Source organism: Allobosea sp. GW821-FHT03A12, from assembly GCF_058986765.1.
Window position 1 is genome coordinate 476,912 of sequence record NZ_JBYSVZ010000001.1, and the last position, 19,353, is coordinate 496,264.

The 19,353-nt window shown below is 67.1% G+C and carries 20 protein-coding genes; 13 read left to right on the forward strand and 7 right to left on the reverse strand.

Features of this window, described 5'->3' with window-relative positions:
• Positions 1 to 807: a shikimate dehydrogenase family protein gene (locus AC3WLC_RS02290; protein WP_493682316.1), complete on the reverse strand. Its 807-nt coding sequence runs from the start codon at positions 805 to 807 to the stop codon at positions 1 to 3.
• A gap of 298 nt (positions 808 to 1,105) precedes the next feature.
• Here AC3WLC_RS02290 and AC3WLC_RS02295 point away from each other — a divergent pair, with 298 nt between their 5' ends.
• The 5 genes from AC3WLC_RS02295 (at position 1,106) to AC3WLC_RS02315 (ending at position 6,648) form a co-directional block, all read left to right on the forward strand.
• A complete protein-coding gene (locus AC3WLC_RS02295; protein ID WP_493682317.1) occupies positions 1,106 to 1,963 on the forward strand; it encodes an IclR family transcriptional regulator in 858 nt (285 codons plus the stop codon).
• Between the two features lie 168 nt (positions 1,964 to 2,131).
• Positions 2,132 to 3,559: an FAD-dependent oxidoreductase gene (locus AC3WLC_RS02300; protein WP_493682318.1), complete on the forward strand. Its 1,428-nt coding sequence runs from the start codon at positions 2,132 to 2,134 to the stop codon at positions 3,557 to 3,559.
• Positions 3,560 to 3,675: 116 nt separating this feature from the next.
• Positions 3,676 to 4,728 carry an ABC transporter substrate-binding protein gene (locus AC3WLC_RS02305; RefSeq protein WP_493682319.1) on the forward strand — a complete coding sequence of 351 codons (1,053 nt, stop codon included), beginning with the start codon at positions 3,676 to 3,678 and terminating at the stop codon, positions 4,726 to 4,728.
• A 34-nt stretch (positions 4,729 to 4,762) separates the two neighbouring features.
• Entirely contained in the window at positions 4,763 to 5,569 is an 807-nt protein-coding gene (locus tag AC3WLC_RS02310; protein ID WP_493682320.1) for an ABC transporter ATP-binding protein, read from the forward strand.
• On the forward strand, positions 5,566 to 6,648 hold the full coding sequence (locus AC3WLC_RS02315) for an ABC transporter permease (RefSeq protein WP_493682321.1): 1,083 nt from the start codon (positions 5,566 to 5,568) through the stop codon (positions 6,646 to 6,648). Before AC3WLC_RS02310 ends, AC3WLC_RS02315 begins: the two co-directional genes overlap by 4 nt.
• 15 nt (positions 6,649 to 6,663) lie before the next feature.
• Here AC3WLC_RS02315 and AC3WLC_RS02320 read toward each other — a convergent pair whose 3' ends face one another.
• From AC3WLC_RS02320 to AC3WLC_RS02330, 3 genes are all read right to left on the reverse strand, one after another.
• On the reverse strand, positions 6,664 to 7,353 hold the full coding sequence (locus AC3WLC_RS02320) for a GntR family transcriptional regulator (protein ID WP_493682322.1): 690 nt from the start codon (positions 7,351 to 7,353) through the stop codon (positions 6,664 to 6,666).
• A 152-nt stretch (positions 7,354 to 7,505) separates the two neighbouring features.
• Complete coding sequence (locus AC3WLC_RS02325) at positions 7,506 to 8,324, reverse strand: sugar phosphate isomerase/epimerase family protein (RefSeq protein WP_493682323.1); 819 nt, start codon at positions 8,322 to 8,324, stop codon at positions 7,506 to 7,508.
• Between the two features lie 10 nt (positions 8,325 to 8,334).
• Positions 8,335 to 9,075 (reverse strand): SDR family NAD(P)-dependent oxidoreductase, encoded by a 741-nt coding sequence (locus tag AC3WLC_RS02330; RefSeq protein WP_346360523.1) that lies wholly within the window; start codon positions 9,073 to 9,075, stop codon positions 8,335 to 8,337.
• 151 nt (positions 9,076 to 9,226) lie between these two features.
• On the opposite strand from AC3WLC_RS02330, the gene AC3WLC_RS02335 reads away from it, so the two are divergent.
• The 8 genes from AC3WLC_RS02335 to AC3WLC_RS02370 all read left to right on the forward strand — a co-directional run bounded on the left by AC3WLC_RS02335 (position 9,227) and on the right by AC3WLC_RS02370 (position 15,349).
• Positions 9,227 to 9,940: a hypothetical protein gene (locus AC3WLC_RS02335; RefSeq protein WP_493682324.1), complete on the forward strand. Its 714-nt coding sequence runs from the start codon at positions 9,227 to 9,229 to the stop codon at positions 9,938 to 9,940.
• A complete protein-coding gene (locus AC3WLC_RS02340; RefSeq protein ID WP_493682325.1) occupies positions 9,937 to 10,842 on the forward strand; it encodes an NAD-dependent epimerase/dehydratase family protein in 906 nt (301 codons plus the stop codon). The genes AC3WLC_RS02335 and AC3WLC_RS02340 overlap by 4 nt, the downstream gene beginning before the upstream one ends.
• Positions 10,843 to 10,974: 132 nt before the next feature.
• On the forward strand, positions 10,975 to 11,805 hold the full coding sequence (locus AC3WLC_RS02345) for a transporter substrate-binding domain-containing protein (RefSeq protein ID WP_493682326.1): 831 nt from the start codon (positions 10,975 to 10,977) through the stop codon (positions 11,803 to 11,805).
• Positions 11,806 to 11,911: 106 nt separating this feature from the next.
• A complete protein-coding gene (gene aroQ, locus AC3WLC_RS02350) occupies positions 11,912 to 12,346 on the forward strand; it encodes a type II 3-dehydroquinate dehydratase (protein WP_493682327.1) in 435 nt (144 codons plus the stop codon).
• Positions 12,343 to 13,173, forward strand: coding sequence for an aldo/keto reductase (locus AC3WLC_RS02355; RefSeq protein WP_493682328.1), 831 nt, complete (start codon positions 12,343 to 12,345; stop codon positions 13,171 to 13,173). The genes aroQ and AC3WLC_RS02355 overlap by 4 nt, the downstream gene beginning before the upstream one ends.
• 80 nt (positions 13,174 to 13,253) lie before the next feature.
• Positions 13,254 to 13,916: an amino acid ABC transporter permease gene (locus tag AC3WLC_RS02360; protein WP_493682329.1), complete on the forward strand. Its 663-nt coding sequence runs from the start codon at positions 13,254 to 13,256 to the stop codon at positions 13,914 to 13,916.
• A gap of 10 nt (positions 13,917 to 13,926) precedes the next feature.
• Positions 13,927 to 14,571, forward strand: a complete 645-nt coding sequence (locus AC3WLC_RS02365) for an amino acid ABC transporter permease (protein WP_493682330.1) — start codon at positions 13,927 to 13,929, stop codon at positions 14,569 to 14,571.
• Between the two features lie 10 nt (positions 14,572 to 14,581).
• Positions 14,582 to 15,349 carry an amino acid ABC transporter ATP-binding protein gene (locus tag AC3WLC_RS02370; protein WP_493682331.1) on the forward strand — a complete coding sequence of 256 codons (768 nt, stop codon included), beginning with the start codon at positions 14,582 to 14,584 and terminating at the stop codon, positions 15,347 to 15,349.
• Positions 15,350 to 15,376: 27 nt separating this feature from the next.
• On the opposite strand, the gene AC3WLC_RS02375 is transcribed toward AC3WLC_RS02370, so the two are convergent.
• Genes AC3WLC_RS02375 through fdhF form a run of 3 tightly spaced genes read right to left on the reverse strand, consistent with a single transcriptional unit; the run spans position 15,377 to position 19,351 of the window.
• Positions 15,377 to 15,646 carry a formate dehydrogenase subunit delta gene (locus AC3WLC_RS02375; protein ID WP_493682332.1) on the reverse strand — a complete coding sequence of 90 codons (270 nt, stop codon included), beginning with the start codon at positions 15,644 to 15,646 and terminating at the stop codon, positions 15,377 to 15,379.
• Complete coding sequence (fdhD, locus tag AC3WLC_RS02380; RefSeq protein ID WP_493682333.1) at positions 15,643 to 16,482, reverse strand: formate dehydrogenase accessory sulfurtransferase FdhD; 840 nt, start codon at positions 16,480 to 16,482, stop codon at positions 15,643 to 15,645. The genes AC3WLC_RS02375 and fdhD overlap by 4 nt, the downstream gene beginning before the upstream one ends.
• The gene (gene fdhF, locus AC3WLC_RS02385) at positions 16,469 to 19,351 is read right to left on the reverse strand and encodes a formate dehydrogenase subunit alpha (RefSeq protein WP_493682334.1); all 2,883 of its coding nucleotides are present in this window, start codon (positions 19,349 to 19,351) and stop codon (positions 16,469 to 16,471) included. Before fdhF ends, fdhD begins: the two co-directional genes overlap by 14 nt.
• Between the last annotated feature and the right edge of the window lie 2 nt (positions 19,352 to 19,353).

Below are 19,353 nucleotides of genomic sequence, written 5' to 3' on the forward strand. Positions count from 1 at the left end.
TCAGCCGATGCGCTCGCCGGCGAGCAGGAAGTCGACCATGGCGCTCTGCAGCGCCTGGTACATGTCGCTGCCGGTCGAGGTCTTGCAGCCGCGCTTGCGGGCGGCCTCGACCAGCGGCGAGATCACGGGAACCGTGATGACGCAGCCGACGAAGGTCTCCGGCGCAAGCTTCTCGGTCTCGACCGGCAGCGGGTCGCCCGGCTTCATGCCGGCCGGAGAGGCATTGGCGACGAACTCGAAACCGCTCGGATCGGCCGAGCCGGCGGTGACCTTCGCGCCGCCCCGGCCGTCGAGGCGGGCGATCAGCCGGTCGCGGCGCTCGGCGTCGGCATCGTGGATGGCGAGCTCACGCACGCCGGCATCGACGAGGGCGAGCGCGATCGCCGAGCCGGCGCCGCCCGCGCCGACCAGCAAAGCGCGCTTGCCGGCGGGCTCGCCGCCATTGGCCTTGACCGCGCCGACGAAGCCGAGCCCGTCGACGATATCGCCATGCCAGGCGCCGTCCTTGCGCCGGCGCATGATGTTGACCGTGCCGAGGAAGTCGCCGCGCTCGGTGGCGCTGGCGCAATGGCGATGGCAGGCGAATTTGTGCGGCACGGTGACGATGATGCCGTCGCAATTGGGCACATGGTCGAGTGCGGCGAGGAAGGCATCGAGATGCTCGGGCGCGACGCGCACCGGCGCGACGATGCCGTCATGCTCACGCGCGGCGAAGGCCGCCGTCATGCCGGCCGGCGACTTCACCTGCGCGATCGGCTCGCCGACGATGACGTTGAGGCGCGTCGCGCCAGTGATGGTGATGCTCACGGGTCATATCCTCCGGCGGCAGCCCTCAGGCTTACGATGGTCCCGGGTTTCGACGACGCAGGACGTTCGATTGGCCGGCGCCGCGATGCGCAGCCGGCGGTGACCCTCTAGCATAACTGGAATTGAGTTCCAGTTTTATTTTCAGAGAATGGAATTCTGTTCCAATTGCCTTGACCCCGAGCCCTCCCGGCGAGATAAGGAGGGCAATGCGGGAGGCCGGACATTGTGCGTACGACCCTTGTCGTCCACGCAGCGGCACGCCAGAGACGCCGCCGGGAATTTAACTTCGGATAGGGCCATGGCGAAGAAGCCGGTCGCTGACATGGAAGAGGCCGAGATCGAGCAGGCTCCGAGCGGGCTGCTCGAGCGGACGCTGGGCGTGATCGAGCTGCTGGCGGCGCATGCGCATGGGCTGCCGCTTTACGAGATCGCCGAACGGCTCAGCATTCCGCGCAGCGCGACACATCGTGTGCTGACCAGCCTGGTCGAGCGCGGCTATGTCCGTCAGGAGCGCCATCACGGCCTGTACCAGCTCACCGCCAAGATCGCCTCGCTCGCCTTTAGCTTCCTTTCCGGCAGCGGCATCACCGATCTCGCTCAGCCGGTGCTCGACCAGCTGGCGCGCGAGACGGCGGAGCTGGTGCGCCTTGCCCTGATCGATGGGCGCGAGCTGGTCTGGGTAGCGAAATCGCAGGGCTCGCCCTTCGGGCTGCGCTACGACCCCGATATGGGCCAGTCGGGCCGGCTCTCCTGCTCGGCCAGCGGCCATGCCTGGCTGTCCTGCCTGCCGGAGGAGGAGGCGCTCGCGCTGGTCGAGCGCCAGGGCTACGGCTCGCGCGAGGAATTCGGCCCGAAGGCGCCGGAGACGCCGGCCGCTCTGCTCAAATATCTGCGCCAGGCGCGCAAGCGCGGCTTCAGCATGGTGAGCCAGACCTATTCGCCCTGGATGAGCGCGACGGCGGCGCCGATCCGCAGCGCCCAGGGTGGCGATGTCATCGGCGCGCTGGTGATCGCCGGGCCGCATATCCGCCTGACCGAGGAGAAGATGCTGGCCTTCGCGCCGCTGCTGCTCGGCGCTGCCCGGGAATTGTCGCTGGCGCTGGGGGCGAGTCCGACGCTGGTCTCGCATCAGCGGCGGGGGCCTTTCTTCGGTTGAAGCCGGTGCGTTTCCCTCGCTGCGACAGAGCAAGAGGGCGGCCTCGGTCGCAAATTCATTTGAACGCGGCGCGGCAGCGACCCTATCCTTGCTGCCATGAGGCCGCCGCCGGGCGCTGCGCACCATCTCGCGACGATGTCCGGTCATGAGCCGCCAGGGAAACGCATCATGGGATCGATGGAAGGCGAGGGAGGACGGCTGTTCTTCCGCTCCGAGACCTTCGACACGCAGAAATTCGAGCGCCGCAGGCCGTCCGACAAGACGGTCGCGGAGTCGGCGCGCGATCTTCCCGTCCATACCGAATGCGACGTGCTGGTCGTCGGCGGCGGGCCGGCCGGCACGGCGGCCGCGGTCGCGGCAGCACGGCTCGGCGCCGATGTCGTGCTGCTCGAGCGCTACAACCATCTCGGCGGGCTCTCGACCGGCGGGCTCGTCATCTGGATCGACCGGATGAGCGACTGGCAGGGCCGGCACGTCATCCGCGGCTTTGCCGAGGAAGTGCTGTCGCGCCTGACCCGCGACAAGATCGCCGGGCCGGAGCCGGCGGAGTGGGGGTCGCATGATCCCGAGCGCGTCGCCTATTGGGGCCAGCGCAATGCCGCCTTCAACGGCACGGTGACCCATGCGCCGACGCTCGATCCGGAATGGCTCAAGGCGGAATCGCTCGCCATGGTGCTGGAGGCTGGCGTCCATCCGATCTTCCACGGCTGGGGCGCGAGCCCGATCATGGAAGGGCGGCGGGTCGCCGGCTGCGCCTTCGAGAGCAAGGAGGGGCGGCGCGCCATCCTCGCCCGGGTGACGGTCGATGCCACCGGCGACGGCGATCTCTATGCCGGCGCAGGCTCGGCCTATGACACCGAGGTCGACAGCCGCGACATCCATGGCTGCATGAACACCTCCTGGCTGTTCGGCGGCGTCGACATGAAGGCCTTCCTGCGCTTCCGGGCGCAGACGCCCGAGCAGTTCACCCAGTTCATGGCGCAGGGACGCGAGGCGCTGGGCTTCTTCGACAAGCCCTCGGTGTCCTGGCGCGACGACATCGCCGTCTTCATGGGGCCGCGCTTCGCCGGCTATTCGGCGCTCAAGGTCGAGGACCTCTCCGAGGTCGAGATCCGGAGCCACCGGCTGATGCTGGAGCACCTTGCCTTCTACCGCGCCCATGCGCCGGGCTTCTCCGGCGCCTTCATCATGCTGTCGGGCTCGCAGCTCGGCGTGCGGCATGGCCGGCGGCTCGCCGGGCGCGGCAAGCTGACGCGCAAGAACTGGGACGGCGCGGTGGCGCCCGACGAGATCGGCGTCTCGCCCTCGCTTGCGCCGAAATTCCCCAATGTCTCGGTGCCCTATGGCGCGATCGTGCCGCGCGACGTCGACGGCTTGCTGGCGCCCGGCCGGCATCTCTCCTGCGACGCCACCAGCCATTCCTTCATGCGCGAGATCCCGCAATGCTGGCTGACCGGCCAGGCTGCCGGCATCGCCGCGGCGATCGCTGCCGACCGCTCGCTGGCGCCGAGCGAGGTGCCGATCGCCGATCTCAGGGCCGCGCTGAAGGTGCAGGGCGTCTATCTCAACGATGTCCCCGCGATGGCGGAGGGATGAGCATCCACTGGCCGCGTCCGTCGCGTGGTTGACGAGAGCTCCTGAGCAGGCCGAAGAAGCTTGTCGGGGATCAATGGGAGGGCGGCACCAAGCCGCGGCCGAGGGAGGATTTGAGGATGTCGTTTGGATTTGCCCGCTGGCGCAGCGCCTGTGCCGCCCTGTTCCTCGGCCTTGCCGGGGTCTCGCCCGCTTTGGCGCAGGCGCCGGCATTGAAGCCGCTCGACCCGCCGCAGGCGGTGCGCGTCGCCTATGTGCCGATCACCAAGTTCGCCACCGCCTATGTCGCCGAGGCGCGCGGGCTCTTCAAGAAATACGGGCTCGACGTCAAGCTCGACAGCGTCAAGTCCGGCACCGAGGCGATCGCCTTCCTCGACAAGGGCTCGGTCGATGTCGGCGGCATCGCGATCGTCGCCTCGCTCTGGTCGGCCTGGAATCGCGGGCTCGACATCCGGGTGATCGCGCCCGGCGCGCTCGACCCGATGACGGACGGGCCGACCAAGCTGATCGTCCGCACGGACCTGATCGAGAGCGGTGCGGTCAAGAGCGTCGTCGACCTCAAGGGCAAGCGCATCGCAGCGGCCGGCGGGCCGGGTAGCGGCGGCGAGTATTTCGTCAGCAAGGCGCTGGAGAGCGCCAAGCTCTCCCTGCGCGACGCGCAACTGCTCAATGTCGGCAATGCCGACATGCCGGCGGCGATGGAGGGCAAATCTGTCGATGCGGTGCTGACCTCCTCGCCCTATTCCGACCAGATCCTCAAGGCCGGCACCGGCAAGCTCCTGGTGCAGGACATCACGCCCGGGCTGATGACGGTCGCCTTCGTCGCTTCCGGCAAGTTCCTCAAGGAGCGGCCGGAGGTGGCCGAGCGCTTCGTGCTGGCGATGGCCGAGGCGGCCCGGCTGATGCAGGGCGTCGATTATCTCTCGCAGGCCAATATGGACGCCTATCTCAAGTTCACGCCGTCGACGGCGGAGGCGATCAAGGGCGGCGGCGCCATCGTCTTCGATCCGAACATGGCGATCCCGACCTCCGGCCTCGCCGATATCGAGCGCGTCCATCGCGAGAACGGCCGCACCGAATACGAGAAGCCGCTCGACATGGCCAAGGTCGTCGACGAGCGCTTCGTCGGCAAGGCGATCGAGACCCTCGGCAAGGCCGCTCCCGCCAAGTGAGGAGGGGCCCGCCGCCTGCCTGGAGGGCCATGCGATGACGAGCGTCATTCAGGCCGCGGCCGCGCCGAAGATCGGCGCGCGCAACGTCAGCAAGCATTATCCCACAGTCGATGGGGTCATGGTCGCGCTGGAGGATTTCTCGCTCGACGTCGCCGATGGCGAATTCGTCTGCATCGTCGGCCCGTCCGGCTGTGGCAAGTCGACCTTCCTGCGCATGGTCGCCGGACTGGAATCGATCTCGCAAGGCGCGATCGCGATCCGGCCCGGCGCGGATGCGGGTAAGCCGCTGAACAGCGTCGTCTTCCAGGAATATGCGATCTTCCCCTGGAAGACGCTCGCCGACAATGTCGCCTTCGGCCTGCAGATGCGTGGCATCGGGCGCAAGCAAAGGCTCGACACGGCCCGCTTCTGGCTCGACCGCGTCGGCCTGTCCAAATTCGCGGACTATTATCCGCACCAGATCTCGGGCGGGATGAAGCAGCGCGTCAGCATCGTCAGGGCGCTCGCCAATGATCCCGAGGTGCTGCTGATGGATGAGCCGCTGGGCGCGCTCGACGCCCAGACCCGGGTCGTCATCCAGGAGGAATTGCTGCGGATCTGGGAGGAAACGCGCAAGACCGTGCTCTACATCACCCACAGTCTCGACGAGGCCGTGCTGCTCGGCGACCGCGTCATCCTGATGAGCGCCCAGCCCGGCCGGCACCTTGCGACCTTCAGGATCGACCTGCCGCGCCCGCGCAGCATCGCGACGACCAACCTGCCGGCCTTCGCCGAATACCGCGCCGCGATCTGGGAGAAGCTCAGCGCCGAGGTGACACGGGCGATGGAGGCGCGGCCATGACCATCACCTCCGCCAACGAGATCGAGACCGGCCAGCAAGCCATCGCGCGCGCTACCGCCGGCAGCAACGACAAGCGCGCCCTGATCCTGCTCGTCGCCGGCGGGCTGGCGGCGCATGCCTTGCTCGGCTTCCTCGGGCTGTGGCGCGACTTCGCCTGGCCGGCGATCGGCCTCAGCTTCATCCTGCTGGTGCTGATCGGCGAGCGTGCCGGCCGGCTCGTGCCGGTGCGGGGCAGGGGCGTCTATGAGCGCACGCTCGCCTTCGGCTTTCCGGCGCTGGTGCTGCTGACCTGGCAACTCGCCGGCGATTACGGCCTGCTCAACACCACCTGGTTCCCGCAGCCCTCGCGCATCGCCGCCGGACTCTGGGACCTGACGGTGCGTTATGACCGCTTCTCCGGCACCAGCCTGCTGGGACGCCCCTGGTTGATCCCCGAGGTCTATGCTGCCGATGGCATGGCCGGGGTCTGGAAGCTTCTATCGGAGAGCCATCTCCTGGCGACGGTCGGGCGCGTGCTCGGCGGCTTCCTCCTCGGCGCTATCCCCGGCGTGCTGCTCGGCGTCGTGATGGGTATGAACCAGACGGTGCGGCTGATGCTCGATATGACGCTGTCGGCGATCTATGTTCTGCCGAAGATCGCGATCTTCCCGATCGTGATGCTGATGTTCGCCGATCCGTTCGGCGAAGCGCCGAAGATCGTCGTGGTCGCGCTCGCGGTCTTCATCCTGATGGCGATCAACACGATGGCCGGCGTCCGCGGCATCGACAACGTCTACCTGATGGCCGGACGCAATTACGGGGCGCGCGGCTGGTCGATGCTGCGCCATGTCATCCTGCCCGGCGCCATGCCGGTGATCTTCGCCGGTCTGCGCATCGCGCTGGGAACGGCGATGATCGTGATCATCTCGGTCGAGTTCGTGCGAGCCAAGCAGGGCGTCGGCTACATCACCTTCTACTATTGGGAGGTGCTCAACCCCGAGAAGATGTATGCCGGCCTCGTCGTGGTGATGGCGCTCGGCGTGCTGCTGACCTACGGCCTGCAATGGCTGCAGCGCCGGCTGATGCCCTGGCAGCGCTGAGGGCTCGGCAGCCGCTCAATCCAGCAGCGGACTGAACTGGTCGAGCGAGGAGCTGCGGGCCCCGCGCCCCGTCGCCCTGCGGCCCGGCATCGGCTCGACATCGTAGCGCTTGGCCATCTTCAGGATATGCGTGTTGAGGGCCGCCAGGGCACCCGGCAGGTCGTCGTTCTCAAGCTTTCCGATGATATCGACATGCTCGGCGCTCGCCTCGTTCCTCACCGAGGCGGTCGAGCGGTGCGAGCGCAGCGCCGAAACCTTGCTGGAGATCAGGCGATAGGCGTTGATCAGATAGGGATTGGCGCTGTTCTCGATCGCCACGAGGTGGAATTCGGTGTCGGCATTGGCGCTGCCATAGTGGTCCTCGGCCAGGATCGCCTCCTGCATCTTGCGGGCGGCTGCCGTCATGGCGGCGAGGGTCTCCCTTCGCTTGCGGGCCATCGCCAGGCTCAGCGCCTCCGCCTCGACCATGCGGCGGAATTCGCAGAGATTCTGGATATCCTCCCGCGTCGGCAGGAAGACGAAGCTGCCGCGCTGCGGCCGGATGTCGATCAGGCCCTCCTGCTCCAGCGCGGTCAGCGCTTCGTGGACCGGGCTGCGGCTGACCCCGAGACGGGAGGCGAGCTTGTCCTCCGACAAGGCGTCACCGAGCTCGACCTCGCCGTCGAGAATGGCCCGGCGCAACCGCTCGGTGACGCGCGCCGTCAACAGCCCTCGTGGCCTTGCATCCACTGTGTGGACCTCCTCGACCCCATCGGATGCCGGCTCGTCCCGAACGAGGCGAACGGTATCCGCAACCCTGTAGTGTCAGTCAGAAGAGCGGTCTTCCGGCAGGCGGCTTTCTGTCAAGTTGCAAGTGATCACGTCACAAGCGAATCGAGGAATGCCCGCGTCGCCTGCATCCCCCGCTTTGCCTTCTCGGTGAAGCTCAGCCCCGCGACGCTCTCATGCGGGGTCTCGACGCTGATCCAGATGTCGTGCGGCAGCTGCGCCATCAGCTCTTTCAGCCAGAGATCGCCGTCGCCCGGTAGCAGCCTCGCGCCGCGCGCCTCGGCGACGGCGTCCGCATCGCTGGCGGGCTGCATGGCCGGCGCATCGCAGAGCTGGAGATAGAGCATGAGCTCTCCGGGCAGCGCCGCGACGCTTGCCGGACTGCCACCCGAGCGCGACAGATGCAGCGCATCCAGGAGGATGCCGACATTGTCGCGGCCGGAGGCCTTTGCCAGAGCGGCGGCGTCCTCGATCGTCGCGGCTGCGCGCCAGCGCATGAACTCGATCGCCATCTTGATGCCGTGCCTGCTGGCGACATCGGCGATCCGTCCGAGATTGTCGGCGGCGCGCGATGTCTCGGGATCTTCCGAGGTGATCTGCATGATCGGCATGCCGAACTCGGCCGCGGTCTCGATCACCGGCAGCCAGGTCTCGACATCGGTCTGCGGCAGCAAGGTGAAGACCTCGCCGTCGAGGAAGCTGACGCCGAGATCGGCGGCCGCTGCCGTGATCTGCCGGATCAGCGCCTTGTCGCCGACGATCGGGTGGGCGAGCTCGAGGCCATGCGGCGCGATCAGCCTGAGGCCGGCGGCGTCGTATCCGGCCGCGGCGGCGGCCTGCACATGCTCGACCGGCGGGCAGCCAAAGACAGTCAGATAAGCGAGCGACAGGGGGTAGCGTTGGTGCACGGCGAAATCCTCAATAGGTCGCGCGACCGCCGGAAATGTCGAAGACCGCGCCCGTCGAGAACGAGCACTCCTCCGAGGCGAGCCAGCCGACCAGCGCCGCGACCTCCTCCGCCTGGCCGAGACGGCCCATCGGGATCTTGGCGGTGACGAAGGCTTTGAACTCCGGCGTCAGCTGGTTGAGCATCTCGGTCTCGATCGCAGCCGGGGTCACGCAGTTCACCACGATCGGTGTCGCGGCCAGCTCCTTGCCGATCGACTTGGTCAGGCCGATCACGCCGGCCTTCGAGGCGGAATAGGCGACGGCGTTCGGGTTGCCTTCCTTGCCGGCGATCGAAGCGAGATTGACGATGCGGCCATAGCCGGTCTTCAGCATCTCGCGCACCGCCGCCTGGCAGCAATGGAAGACGGCGTCGAGGTTGAGCGACATGACGAAGCGCCAGCCCTCGGCCGGATACTCCGCGAACGGAGCGAGCGGGCCGTTATGGCCGGCGCAGGTGACGAGGATGCCGAGCGGGCCGAGATCGGCCACGACCTTCTCGGTCGCGGCGCTGACCGCGGCGGCATCGGTGACGTCGACCTTGTAGCCCCTGGCGTTCGGCAGCTTCGCCGCGGCCTGCTCGGCCCGGCCGGCGTCGATATCCCAGATCGCGACCTTGTGCCCCTTGGCGGCGAGCCGCTCGGCGATCGGGAAGCCCAATCCACCCGCTCCCCCGGTCACGATCGCGACCCGAGCCGTTTCCGCTGCCTGCATGTCTTCCTCCCCTGTCGGATCGCCAACGATTAACCGCTTGACTCATCCAACATACTAACATTCTAGTGGGCTAGTTGTTGAGGAAACGGTCCCGTTGTCAAGCTGCCGAGTACAGGCTGGCTGGTGGCGGGAGGCTCGAGAGACGGACGAGATGGGACTGAAAGGTTCAGCTTTCCTGGCGATCTGGCACGACATCGCCGAGGGCCAGCATGGCGAATATATCGAGTGGCATACCCGGGAGCACATGCCCGAACGCCTCTCGGTGCCGGGCTTCCGGACGGGCAAGCGCCTGCATGCGCCGGACGCCGCCCGCTATGTCTTCGGCACGATCTATGCCGGCGATGACCTCGAGGTCTTCCGCTCGCCCGGCTATCTCGCCCGGCTGAACAATCCGACGCCGTGGACGGCGGCGGTGGCGCCGAGCTTCCAGAATTTTCTGCGTGTCGCTTGCCAGCGGGTCGCGAGCGCCGGCCATGGCGATGGCGGCAGCATGGCGACCATCCGCTTCGATTTCGCGCATCCGGGCGCCGAGACCGCATTGAGGGAGCGTGCGCAGGCGCTCGTCGATGCGATCCTGGCGCTGCCCGGCGTGTCCTGCGTCCATCTCGGTATCGCCCGCTCAGAGGTTTCGAGCGTGCGTACTCGCGAGACCGAAATACGCAGCGCGATGGCAGAGAAGGCCTTTGACGCGGTGATCCTGGTCGAGGGCTCGCAGCGTGCCGGGCTTGAAGCGGCCCGGCCGGAGATCGAGCGCCTGGCGATCGCGACGGGTACGCTGGCCGCGCCGGTGGTGGACCTCTACGAGACCGCTTTCAGCCTCACCAGCGAGGATATGCAGGACGCAAACGGGCAGGTGCGGACATGACGCGCATCCTCGTCACCGGTGGCGGCGGCTTCCTCGGCGGCTGGATACTGAAGCGCCTGGCGCAGGACGGTCACGCCGTCAGGATCTTCGATCGCTCGGCCGATCGGCGCGTGCTGCGCGAGATCGCCGGCGAATTGGCCGAGCAGGTCGAATGGGTCCAGGGCGACATCACCGATGCTGCGGCGCTTGTGCAGGCGGCGCGCGGCTGCTCCGCCATCATCCATCTTGCCGCCCTGCTGACGCCGGCCTGCAAGGCAGACCCCGTGCTCGGTGCGCAGGTCAACCTGATCGGCACGCTCAACGTTTTCGCCGCGGCCAAGGCCAACGGCATCGCGCAGGTCGCCTATGCCAGCAGCGGCGCGGTCTTCGGGCCGGATGACGGCGCAAGGCCGGAGCCAATCACCCATTACGGCGCCTTCAAGCTCGCCACCGAGGGCTGCGCCCGCGCCTATTGGCACGATGACGGCATCGCCAGCGTCGGCCTGCGTCCGACCATCGTCTACGGGCCGGGCCGCGAGATCGGGCTGACCGCCGGGCCGACGCTCGCCTGCCGCGCCGCCGCGGTCGGACAGCCCTTCACTATCGACTATTCCGGCGCACAGGACCTGATCTTCGTCGGCGATGTCGCCGCGGCCTTCGCGGCGGCGGCGACGAGGCCGATCACGGGGGCGCACGCCTTCTCGCTGATCGGCGGTACCGCTGACGTCACAGAGGTCATCGCGGCGATCGAGGCGGAAGTGCCGGGCGCACGGATCGGCTTCGACGGGCCGCCGGTGCCGATGGCGGCTGAGATCGCGCCGACCCCGTTCGAGGCGGTCCTCGGGGCGATCCCGCGGACCTCGCTGCAAGACGGCATCGCCCGGACGCTGGCGCATTACCGCGCGCTCGCGCCGGCGGCATGAGCGGGCCGGAGGGGAGAGCACACAAGCCGATCAAGGAGATTGCCGTCGCGAAAACGGGGCCCGGAGCGGCCACCACAAGACCATCGCGGCGGCAGGAGCTGGTGACGACACAACAACTCGGAGGAGGACATCATGTTGGGCAAGTTTTCGCGCCGTGCCGCGCTCGCGATGGTCGCGGGTCTCGGGCTCTTCGGCACCGTATCCCAGGCCGACGCGCAGGCGCTTGAGAAGATCAAGAAGGCCGGCGTCATCCGCATCGGCGTGATGGGCGAGCAGGCGCCCTGGGGCTCGATCGACGCCAGCGGCCAGAACATCGGCTATGACGTCGATGTCGGCCGGCTGATCGGCGAGGAGCTTGGCGTCAAGGTCGAGTTCGTGCCGAACGCGGTCGCCGCCCGCATCCCGAACCTCCTGACCAACAAGGTCGACCTGCAGATGGCGGTGATGGGGATGTATCCCGACCGCGCCAAGGCGGTGCAGTTTTCCAAGCCTTATTCCGGCCTGAAGATCATCCTGCTCTCCAGCAAGAAGAACAAGATCGAGAAGATCGAGGACGCCCGCAGCCTGCGCATCGGCGTGCCGCGCGGCGCCGCCCAGGACAAGGCGATCACCACGCTGCTCGGCGATGTCCCGAACATCCGCCGCTTCGATGACGACAGCTCGACCATGCAGGCGCTCGTCTCCGGGCAGGTCGACGCGATCGGCGGCAACACCACCTACAAGATCAATCTCGACAGGGCCTCGCCCGGCAATGATTACGAGCAGAAGCTCGTCTTCAACGAGCAGTGGCAGGGCGTCACCACCAAGCTTGGCGATGCCGAGATCAACACCTGGCTGAATGGGTTCATCGACAAGATCGCTGCCGATGGCCGGCTCGAGAAGATCAGCCAGAAGTGGCTGGCCCAGCCGCTGCCGACCTTCCCCGCCACGGTCGAGGGCGTGCCCTTCACCGTCGCCAAGTAAGGGCGGCCAAGCCCTTCACACAACAAGGCCCTCATACGCCAACACAGGCATGGGCGCGGCGGTTTCCGCCGCCGCGCCGGCCTCACCGCTGTCGCGGAGGACGGGAATGCGGACGATCTTCATCCTGAACGGGCCGAACCTCAATCTGCTGGGGCAGCGCGAGCCGGAAATCTACGGCCACACGACGCTGGACGAGATCCGCGGCTGGTGCCAGGCGGATGCGGCCGAGCTCGGCCTCGCGATCGAGTTCCGCCAGTCGAATTTCGAGGGCGAGATCATCGAGGCGATCCACGCGGCCCGGACCAAGGCGGCCGGGATCATCATCAACCCGGCCGGCTACAGCTTCACCTCGATCGCGATCCTCGATGCGCTCAAGATGTTCGATCGGCCGAAGATCGAACTGCATATCTCGAACATCCATCAGCGCGAGGACATCTACCATAAATCCCTGGTCTCGCGGACCGCGACCGCCGTCATCGCCGGTCTCGGCGCTTATGGCTACCGGCTCGCCTTGCGGGCCATGGCGGAGATGACCCGATGACGTCCCCGATGATGAAGACGATCCAGGGCGAAGCCATCCCGGCCCTCGGGCTCGGCACCTTCGAACTGACCGGGCTGGCCGGCGAAGCGGCGATCCGCGCTGCGATCGATCTCGGCTATCGCCAGATCGACACAGCGATCCGCTATGGCAACGAGGTCGAGGTCGGCCGGGCGATCCGGGCTTCGGGCGTGCCTCGCGGCGAGCTCTTCGTCACCACCAAGATCTGGTTCAACGACCTTCAGCCCGACACGGTCCATCAGCGCGTCGACGAGAGCCTGGAGCGGCTCGGGCTCGACCAGGTTGATCTCCTGCTGGTCCATTGGCCGGCAAAGGACATCCCGCTCGGCGAGACTCTGGCGGCCTACGCCGCGGAGAAGAGCCGGGGGCGGACCCGCCTGATCGGCGTGAGCAATTTCACGGTCGCGCTGCTCGACGAGGCGCTCGACGTGCACAAGGCCGAGCTGTTCTGCAACCAGGTCGAGTACCATCCCTTCCTGTCGCAGCAGAAACTGCTCGCCCGGATGCGGCAGGCCGGCATGCTGCTCAACGCCTACCAGCCGATCGCCCGCGGCAAGGTCTTCGACAACGAATTGCTCAAGGCGCTCGGGCGCAAATACGGCAAGAGCGCCGGGCAGGTGACGCTGCGCTGGCTGGTCCAGCAGGACGGGGTCGGAGCGATCCCGCGTTCGGCCCGCCCGGAGAACATGCGCGCCAATCTCGACATATTCGATTTCGAGCTGTCGCCGGAGGACATGGCGGCGATCCACGGGCTCGCCCGCGGCCAGCGCTATTCCCGCTTCGAGTGGGAGCCCGCCTGGGACGAGTAGAGCATCTTCAAGCGACGCTGCGTCCGGCTCGCATGAAGACAAATCAATAAAACAAAAGCTTACGCGGGAGGGGAGGACCGATGACACTCGATTTCAGCGTCGTGACCGGCGCCTGGCAATCGCTGCTCCTGGGCACGCTGGGAACCCTGTTCCTCGCGTTCTCGGGCATGGCGCTCGCGATGATCATCGGCGTCCTCGGCGTGGTCATCCTGAGGATGCAGCTGCGGCTGCCCTCGCTCCTGGTCAACGCCTTCATCGAGATCGTGCGCAATACGCCGTTCCTGGTGCAGATCTTCTTCCTGTTCTTCGCCCTGCCGCTCGCCGGCATCCGCCTCAACCCGACGCTGACGGCCATCCTCGCGCTTGGGGTCAATGGCGGCGCCTACGCGATCGAGATCATCCGCGGCGGTGTCGAGAGCGTGCCGAAGGGTCAGACGGAGGCGGGCCTGGCGCTCGGACTGCACAAGCACGAGGTCTTCCGGCTGATCGTGCTGAAGCCGGCGTTGCGGGCGATCTACCCGTCGCTGTCGAGCCAGTTCATCCTGCTGACGCTGACCACGGCGATCTGCACCTCGATCTCCGCCTATGAGCTGACCTCGGTCGGCCAGCGCATCGAGGCGGAAACCTTCCGCAGTTTCGAGGTCTATTTCACCCTCACCGGCATCTATCTGGTGATCTCGCTGGTGACGATGTGGCTGCTCGCGGCGATCGGCCGGCGCGCCTTCAATTATCCGCAGCGCTGAGGAGGATGGGATGGGCGTCCAGGAACTCACCTATCTCCTGCAGGGCCTGCTCTGGACCTTGCTGCTTGCCGCGATCGGCTTCGCCGGCGGCATCATCTTCGGCGTCATCGTCGCCCTGATGCGGGTCTCGGCCTCGCCCTGGCTGCGGATCCCGGCGATCGGCTGGATCGGCCTGTTCCAGGGCACGCCGCTGCTGATGCAATTGTTCGTCGCCTATTTCGGCCTGCCGCTGCTCGGCTTCGATTTCCCGGCTTGGGCCGCCGTCTCGGTGGCGCTGACGGCGCATGCCTCGGCCTTCCTCGGCGAGATCTGGCGCGGCGCGATCCAGGCCGTGCCACGCGGCCAAAGCGAGGCGGCAGATGCACTCGGCCTCCCGGCCCGCAGCCGCATGTTCGACGTGATCATGCCGCAGGCCTTCAAATTGTCGCTGCCGGCGACCGTCGGCTTCCTCGTGCAGCTGCTCAAGGGGACCTCGCTCGCCGCGATCGTCGGCTTCATCGAGCTGACCCGGGCCGGCACGATCGTGTCCAACCAGATCTACAAGCCGTTGCTCGTCTTCGGCGTGGTCGGGGCGATGTATTTCGCCCTGTGCTGGCCGCTCTCGCTCTGGGGCCGCAGGCTCGAGCAAAAGATGGCGGCCGCGGCGGCGAAATGAGGTGATGACCATGACCGAGCCCAACAGCACCAAAGGCGCTGCCGCGCCGATGATCGAGATGCGGCATGTCGAGAAATACTATGGCCCCTTCCATGCCCTGAAGGACGTCAATCTCAACGTGACCAAGGGCGAGAAGATCGTGCTCTGTGGCCCCTCGGGCTCGGGCAAGTCGACGCTGATCCGCTGCATCAACCATCTTGAATCGATCAAGAGCGGCGAGATCACCGTCGCCGGCCATCGGCTGAACGACAGCCAGAAGGCGGTCGACGCGGTGCGCCGCGAGGTCGGCATGGTGTTCCAGCAGTTCAACCTGTTCCCGCACAAGACGGTGCTGGAGAACTGCATCCTGGCGCCGATGCGGGTGCGCGGCCTCTCGCGCGCCGAGGCGGAGGGGACTGCCCGCAAATATCTGGAGCGGGTCCGGATCGGCGATCAGGCGGCAAAATACCCGGCGCAGCTCTCCGGCGGCCAGCAGCAGCGCGTCGCGATCGCGCGGGCGCTGTGCATGGAGCCGAAGGCGATGCTGTTCGACGAGCCGACCTCGGCGCTCGATCCGGAGATGGTCAAGGAGGTGCTCGACACCATGGTCTCGCTCGCCCGGGACGGCATGACCATGATCTGCGTGACCCATGAGATGGGCTTTGCCCGGCAGGTGGCGGACCGCGTCATCTTCATGGCCGACGGCGCGATCGTCGAGGAGAACGATCCCGAGAGCTTCTTCCGGGCGCCGGCGCATGCTCGCACCCGCGCCTTTTTAGGCGAGATCCTGCATCACTGACGCCGCCTGATGGCGCGAGCGGGAGGCTCAGGCCACCGGCGCAGGCCTGACCTTGTCCCGCGCCTGTCGCACGAGCGGCGACAGCACCGACGCATCCTGCGCAAAGCCGGTGCGGAAATCCTCGCGCATGCGCTTGGTCCAGAACTGGTTGATGTGGTCGGTGATCGCTGCGACTGCCTCAGCCTCGGGATAGGCCTTGAAGAAGTCGCCGATCTGGTTCGCCATGAAGGCGAGCTTGGCGAGGTTCTCGCCCGCATGATCCTTGGCTGTCGCCTCGCTGCTTGCAGCTACGCTCATCTCGTCACGCTCTCCACGGTGTCGGCCAGGCGCCCGGCGAAGACGGTCGCGGAATCAGAACGCGCGATGCACACCAATGTCAGGCCGAGCGCCTTCGCCCGCTCGATCGCCAGCGAGGTCGGGGCCGAGATCGCGACCAGGGTGCCGGCGCCGAAGATCGCCGCCTTCTCGACCATCTCGAAGGAGGCGCGGCTGGTGACCAGGACGAAGCCTTCGCTCGCATCCTGGCCGGCGCGCAGACGGGCGCCGATCAGCTTGTCGAGGGCGTTGTGGCGTCCGACATCCTCGCGCACCGCCAGGATCGCACCCTCGCGATCGCACCAGGCGGCGGCATGGACCGAGCGGGTCAGGCGGTTGAGCTGCTGGTGCTGTTCCAGCTCGGCGAGCCCCCTGGCGATCGCCTCCGCCGCGACCGGTGTGACTATGCCGCCTGACGCCTCCGCGGTCGGCAGGTCGGTCAGGGTCTCGACGCCGCAGAGGCCGCAAGCGGTACGGCCGGAGAGGTTGCGACGGCGCGCCAGATGCTCGCGGAAGCGGCCGGGAGCCAGTTCGACGGTCGCGACGATGCCCTCGTCCCGCGGCGCCACCGTGATCGCCCTGATCTCGTCGACGCTGCGGATGATGCCCTCGGTCAGGGAGAAGCCGGCGACGAAGTCCTCCAGATCGGACGGCGTCGTCATCATCACCGCATAGGGCATGTTGCCGTAGACGATGTTGACCGGCGACTCGACCGCGACCTCGGCGCTGGCGTCGATGGCGGCTGCGTCGAAACGCACGATCCGGACCGCGGCGGCATGGCTCGCCGGCGGCTGGGCGGGCGGGCTATTCCGCGGCATCGGGCAGGCGTCCCGCGATCAGGCGCAGCGAGATGTCCTCCTCGCGATTGCGCTCCTGCCACTGCGAGTAATAGTTCGTCCGCCGGACCTCGACCGCCGTGACCTTGTATTCCGGGCAGTTGGTCGCCCAGTCGGAAAAGTCGGTGGTGATGACGTTTGCGCCGGTCGAGGCGTGGTGGAAGGTGGTGTAGACCACGCCCGGCTGCATCCGTTCGGAGATCTCGGCGCGCAGCGAGATGTCGCCGGAGCGGCTGGCGAGCGCGACGAGGTCGCCGTCCTTGATGCCGCGGCTCTCGGCGTCGAACGGGTGGATCTCCAGCACGTCCTCGTCATGCCAGGCCTGGTTCTCGGTGCGTCTGGTCTGCGCGCCGACATTGTATTGCGAGAGGATGCGCCCGGTGGTCAGGATCAGCGGGAAGCGCGGGCCGGTGCGCTCCTGCGTCGGCACGTATTCCGTGATCATGAACTTGCCCTTGCCGCGCACGAAGCGGTCGACATGCATCAGCGGCGTGCCCAGCGGCGCCTTGTCGTTGCAGGGCCACTGCACCGAGCCCAGCTCGTCGAGCTTTGCGTAGCTGACGCCGGCGAAGGTCGGGGTCACCAGGGCGATCTCGTCCATGATCTCGCTCGGGTGGCTGTAGTTCATCTCCAGGCCGAGTGCCCGCGCCAGGTCGATCGTGACCTGGAACTCGGCCTTGCCGGAGAGCGGCATCATCACCTGGCGGACGCGGTTGATGCGGCGCTCGGCATTGGTGAAGGTGCCGTCCTTCTCCAGGAAGGAGGAGCCCGGCAGGAAGACATGGGCGTATTTCGCCGTCTCGTTCAGGAACAGGTCCTGGATGACGACGCATTCCATCGCGGCGAGACCGGCCGTGACGTGCTGGGTATTCGGATCGGACTGGGCGATGTCTTCGCCCTGGACATAGAGCCCCTTGAAGCTGCCGCCGACCGCGTCGTCGAGCATGTTGGGGATGCGCAAGCCCTGCTCGGCATCGAGCTCGACACCCCAGAGCTTCTCGAACATGTCGCGCGTGGCATCGTCCGAAACATGGCGGTAACCGGTGAACTCATGCGGGAACGAGCCCATGTCGCAGGAGCCCTGGACATTGTTCTGGCCGCGCAGCGGGTTCACGCCGACGCCCTCGCGCCCGATATTGCCGGTCGCCATGGCGATGTTGGCCATGCCCATCACCATGGTCGAGCCCTGGCTGTGCTCGGTGACGCCGAGGCCGTAGAAGATCGCGCCGTTGCCGCCGGTGGCGTAGAGCCGGGCCGCGGCGCGCAGATCGGCCGCTGGCACGCCGGTATACTGCTCGCTCGCCTCCGGCGAGTTGCGCTCCTCGGCGACGAAGCGGGCCCAGATCTCGAAATCGCTGAGGTCGCAGCGCTCGCGGACATAGTCCTCGTCGATCAGCCCCTCGGTGACGATGACATGGGCGAGGGCGTTGATCAGCGCGACATTGGTGCCGGGCCTGAGCTGGAGATGGTACTCGGCCTTGACGTGCGGCGACTTGACCATGTCGATCCGGCGCGGGTCGGCGACGATGACCTTGGCGCCCTGGCGGATGCGCTTCTTCATCCTGGAGGCGAAGACCGGGTGGCCGTCGGTCGGGTTGGCGCCGATGACCAGGATGACGTCGGCCTGCTCGACCGACTTGAAGTCCTGCGTGCCGGCGGATGTACCGAGCGTCGTCTTCAGGCCGTAGCCGGTCGGCGAATGGCAGACGCGGGCGCAGGTATCGACATTGTTGTTGCGGAAGCCGGCGCGCACCAGCTTCTGGACGAGATAGACCTCTTCGTTGGTGCAGCGCGACGAGGTGATCGCGCCGACCGATTCCCGGCCGTACTTGGCCTGGATGCGCTTGAACTCGCTGGCGGCGTAGTTGATCGCCTCGTCCCACGAGACCTCGCGCCAGGGATCGATGATCCGCTCGCGGATCATCGGCTTGGTCATGCGGTCCTGATGGGTCGCATAGCCCCAGGCGAAGCGGCCCTTGACGCAGCTATGGCCCTCGTTCGCCTTGCCGTCCTTGTAGGGCACCATGCGGACGACGCGGTCGCCCTGCATCTCGGCCTTGAACGAGCAGCCGACGCCGCAATAGGCGCAGGTCGTGACCTTGGAATGCTCGGGCTGGCCGAGCTCGATCACCTTGTTCTCCATCAGCGTCGCCGTCGGACAGGCCTGGACGCAGGCGCCGCAGGAGACGCATTCCGAACCGAGGAAATCGGTCGGCCCCGCCGCGACGCGCGAGTCGAAGCCGCGGCCGGTGATCGTCAGAGCGAAGGTGCCCTGCACCTCGGCGCAGGCGCGCACGCAGCGATTGCAGACGATGCACTTGCTGGGATCGTAGGTGAAATAGGGGTTCGAGGTATCCTTTGGCAGCCAGTTCTCGTTGGCATAGCCCTCCATCGCCAGCGGCTTGACGTGGTTCTCGCCGTCATAGCCATAGCGGACCTCGCGCAGGCCGACGCTGCCGGCCATGTCCTGCAATTCGCAGTCGCCATTGGCCGAGCAGGTCAGGCAGTCGAGCGGATGGTCGGAGATGTAGAGCTCCATCACGCCCTTGCGCAGCGAAGCCAGGTTCTCCGACTGGGTGCGCACGACCATGCCGTTCTCGGCCGGCGTCGTGCAGGAAGCGGGTGTGCCGCGTCGGCCCTCGATCTCGACCAGGCAGAGCCGGCAGGAGCCGAAAGGTTCGAGCGAATCCGTGGCGCAGAGCTTCGGGATCTTGGTGCCCAGGCTCATCGCCGCCGCCATCACCGAGGTGCCGGCCGGAACGGTGACGCTCTCGCCGTCGATGGTCAGAGTCACCGTGGTCTCGGCGACCCGGATCGGCGTTCCGAAATCGATTTCCTTGATCAGGCTCATCG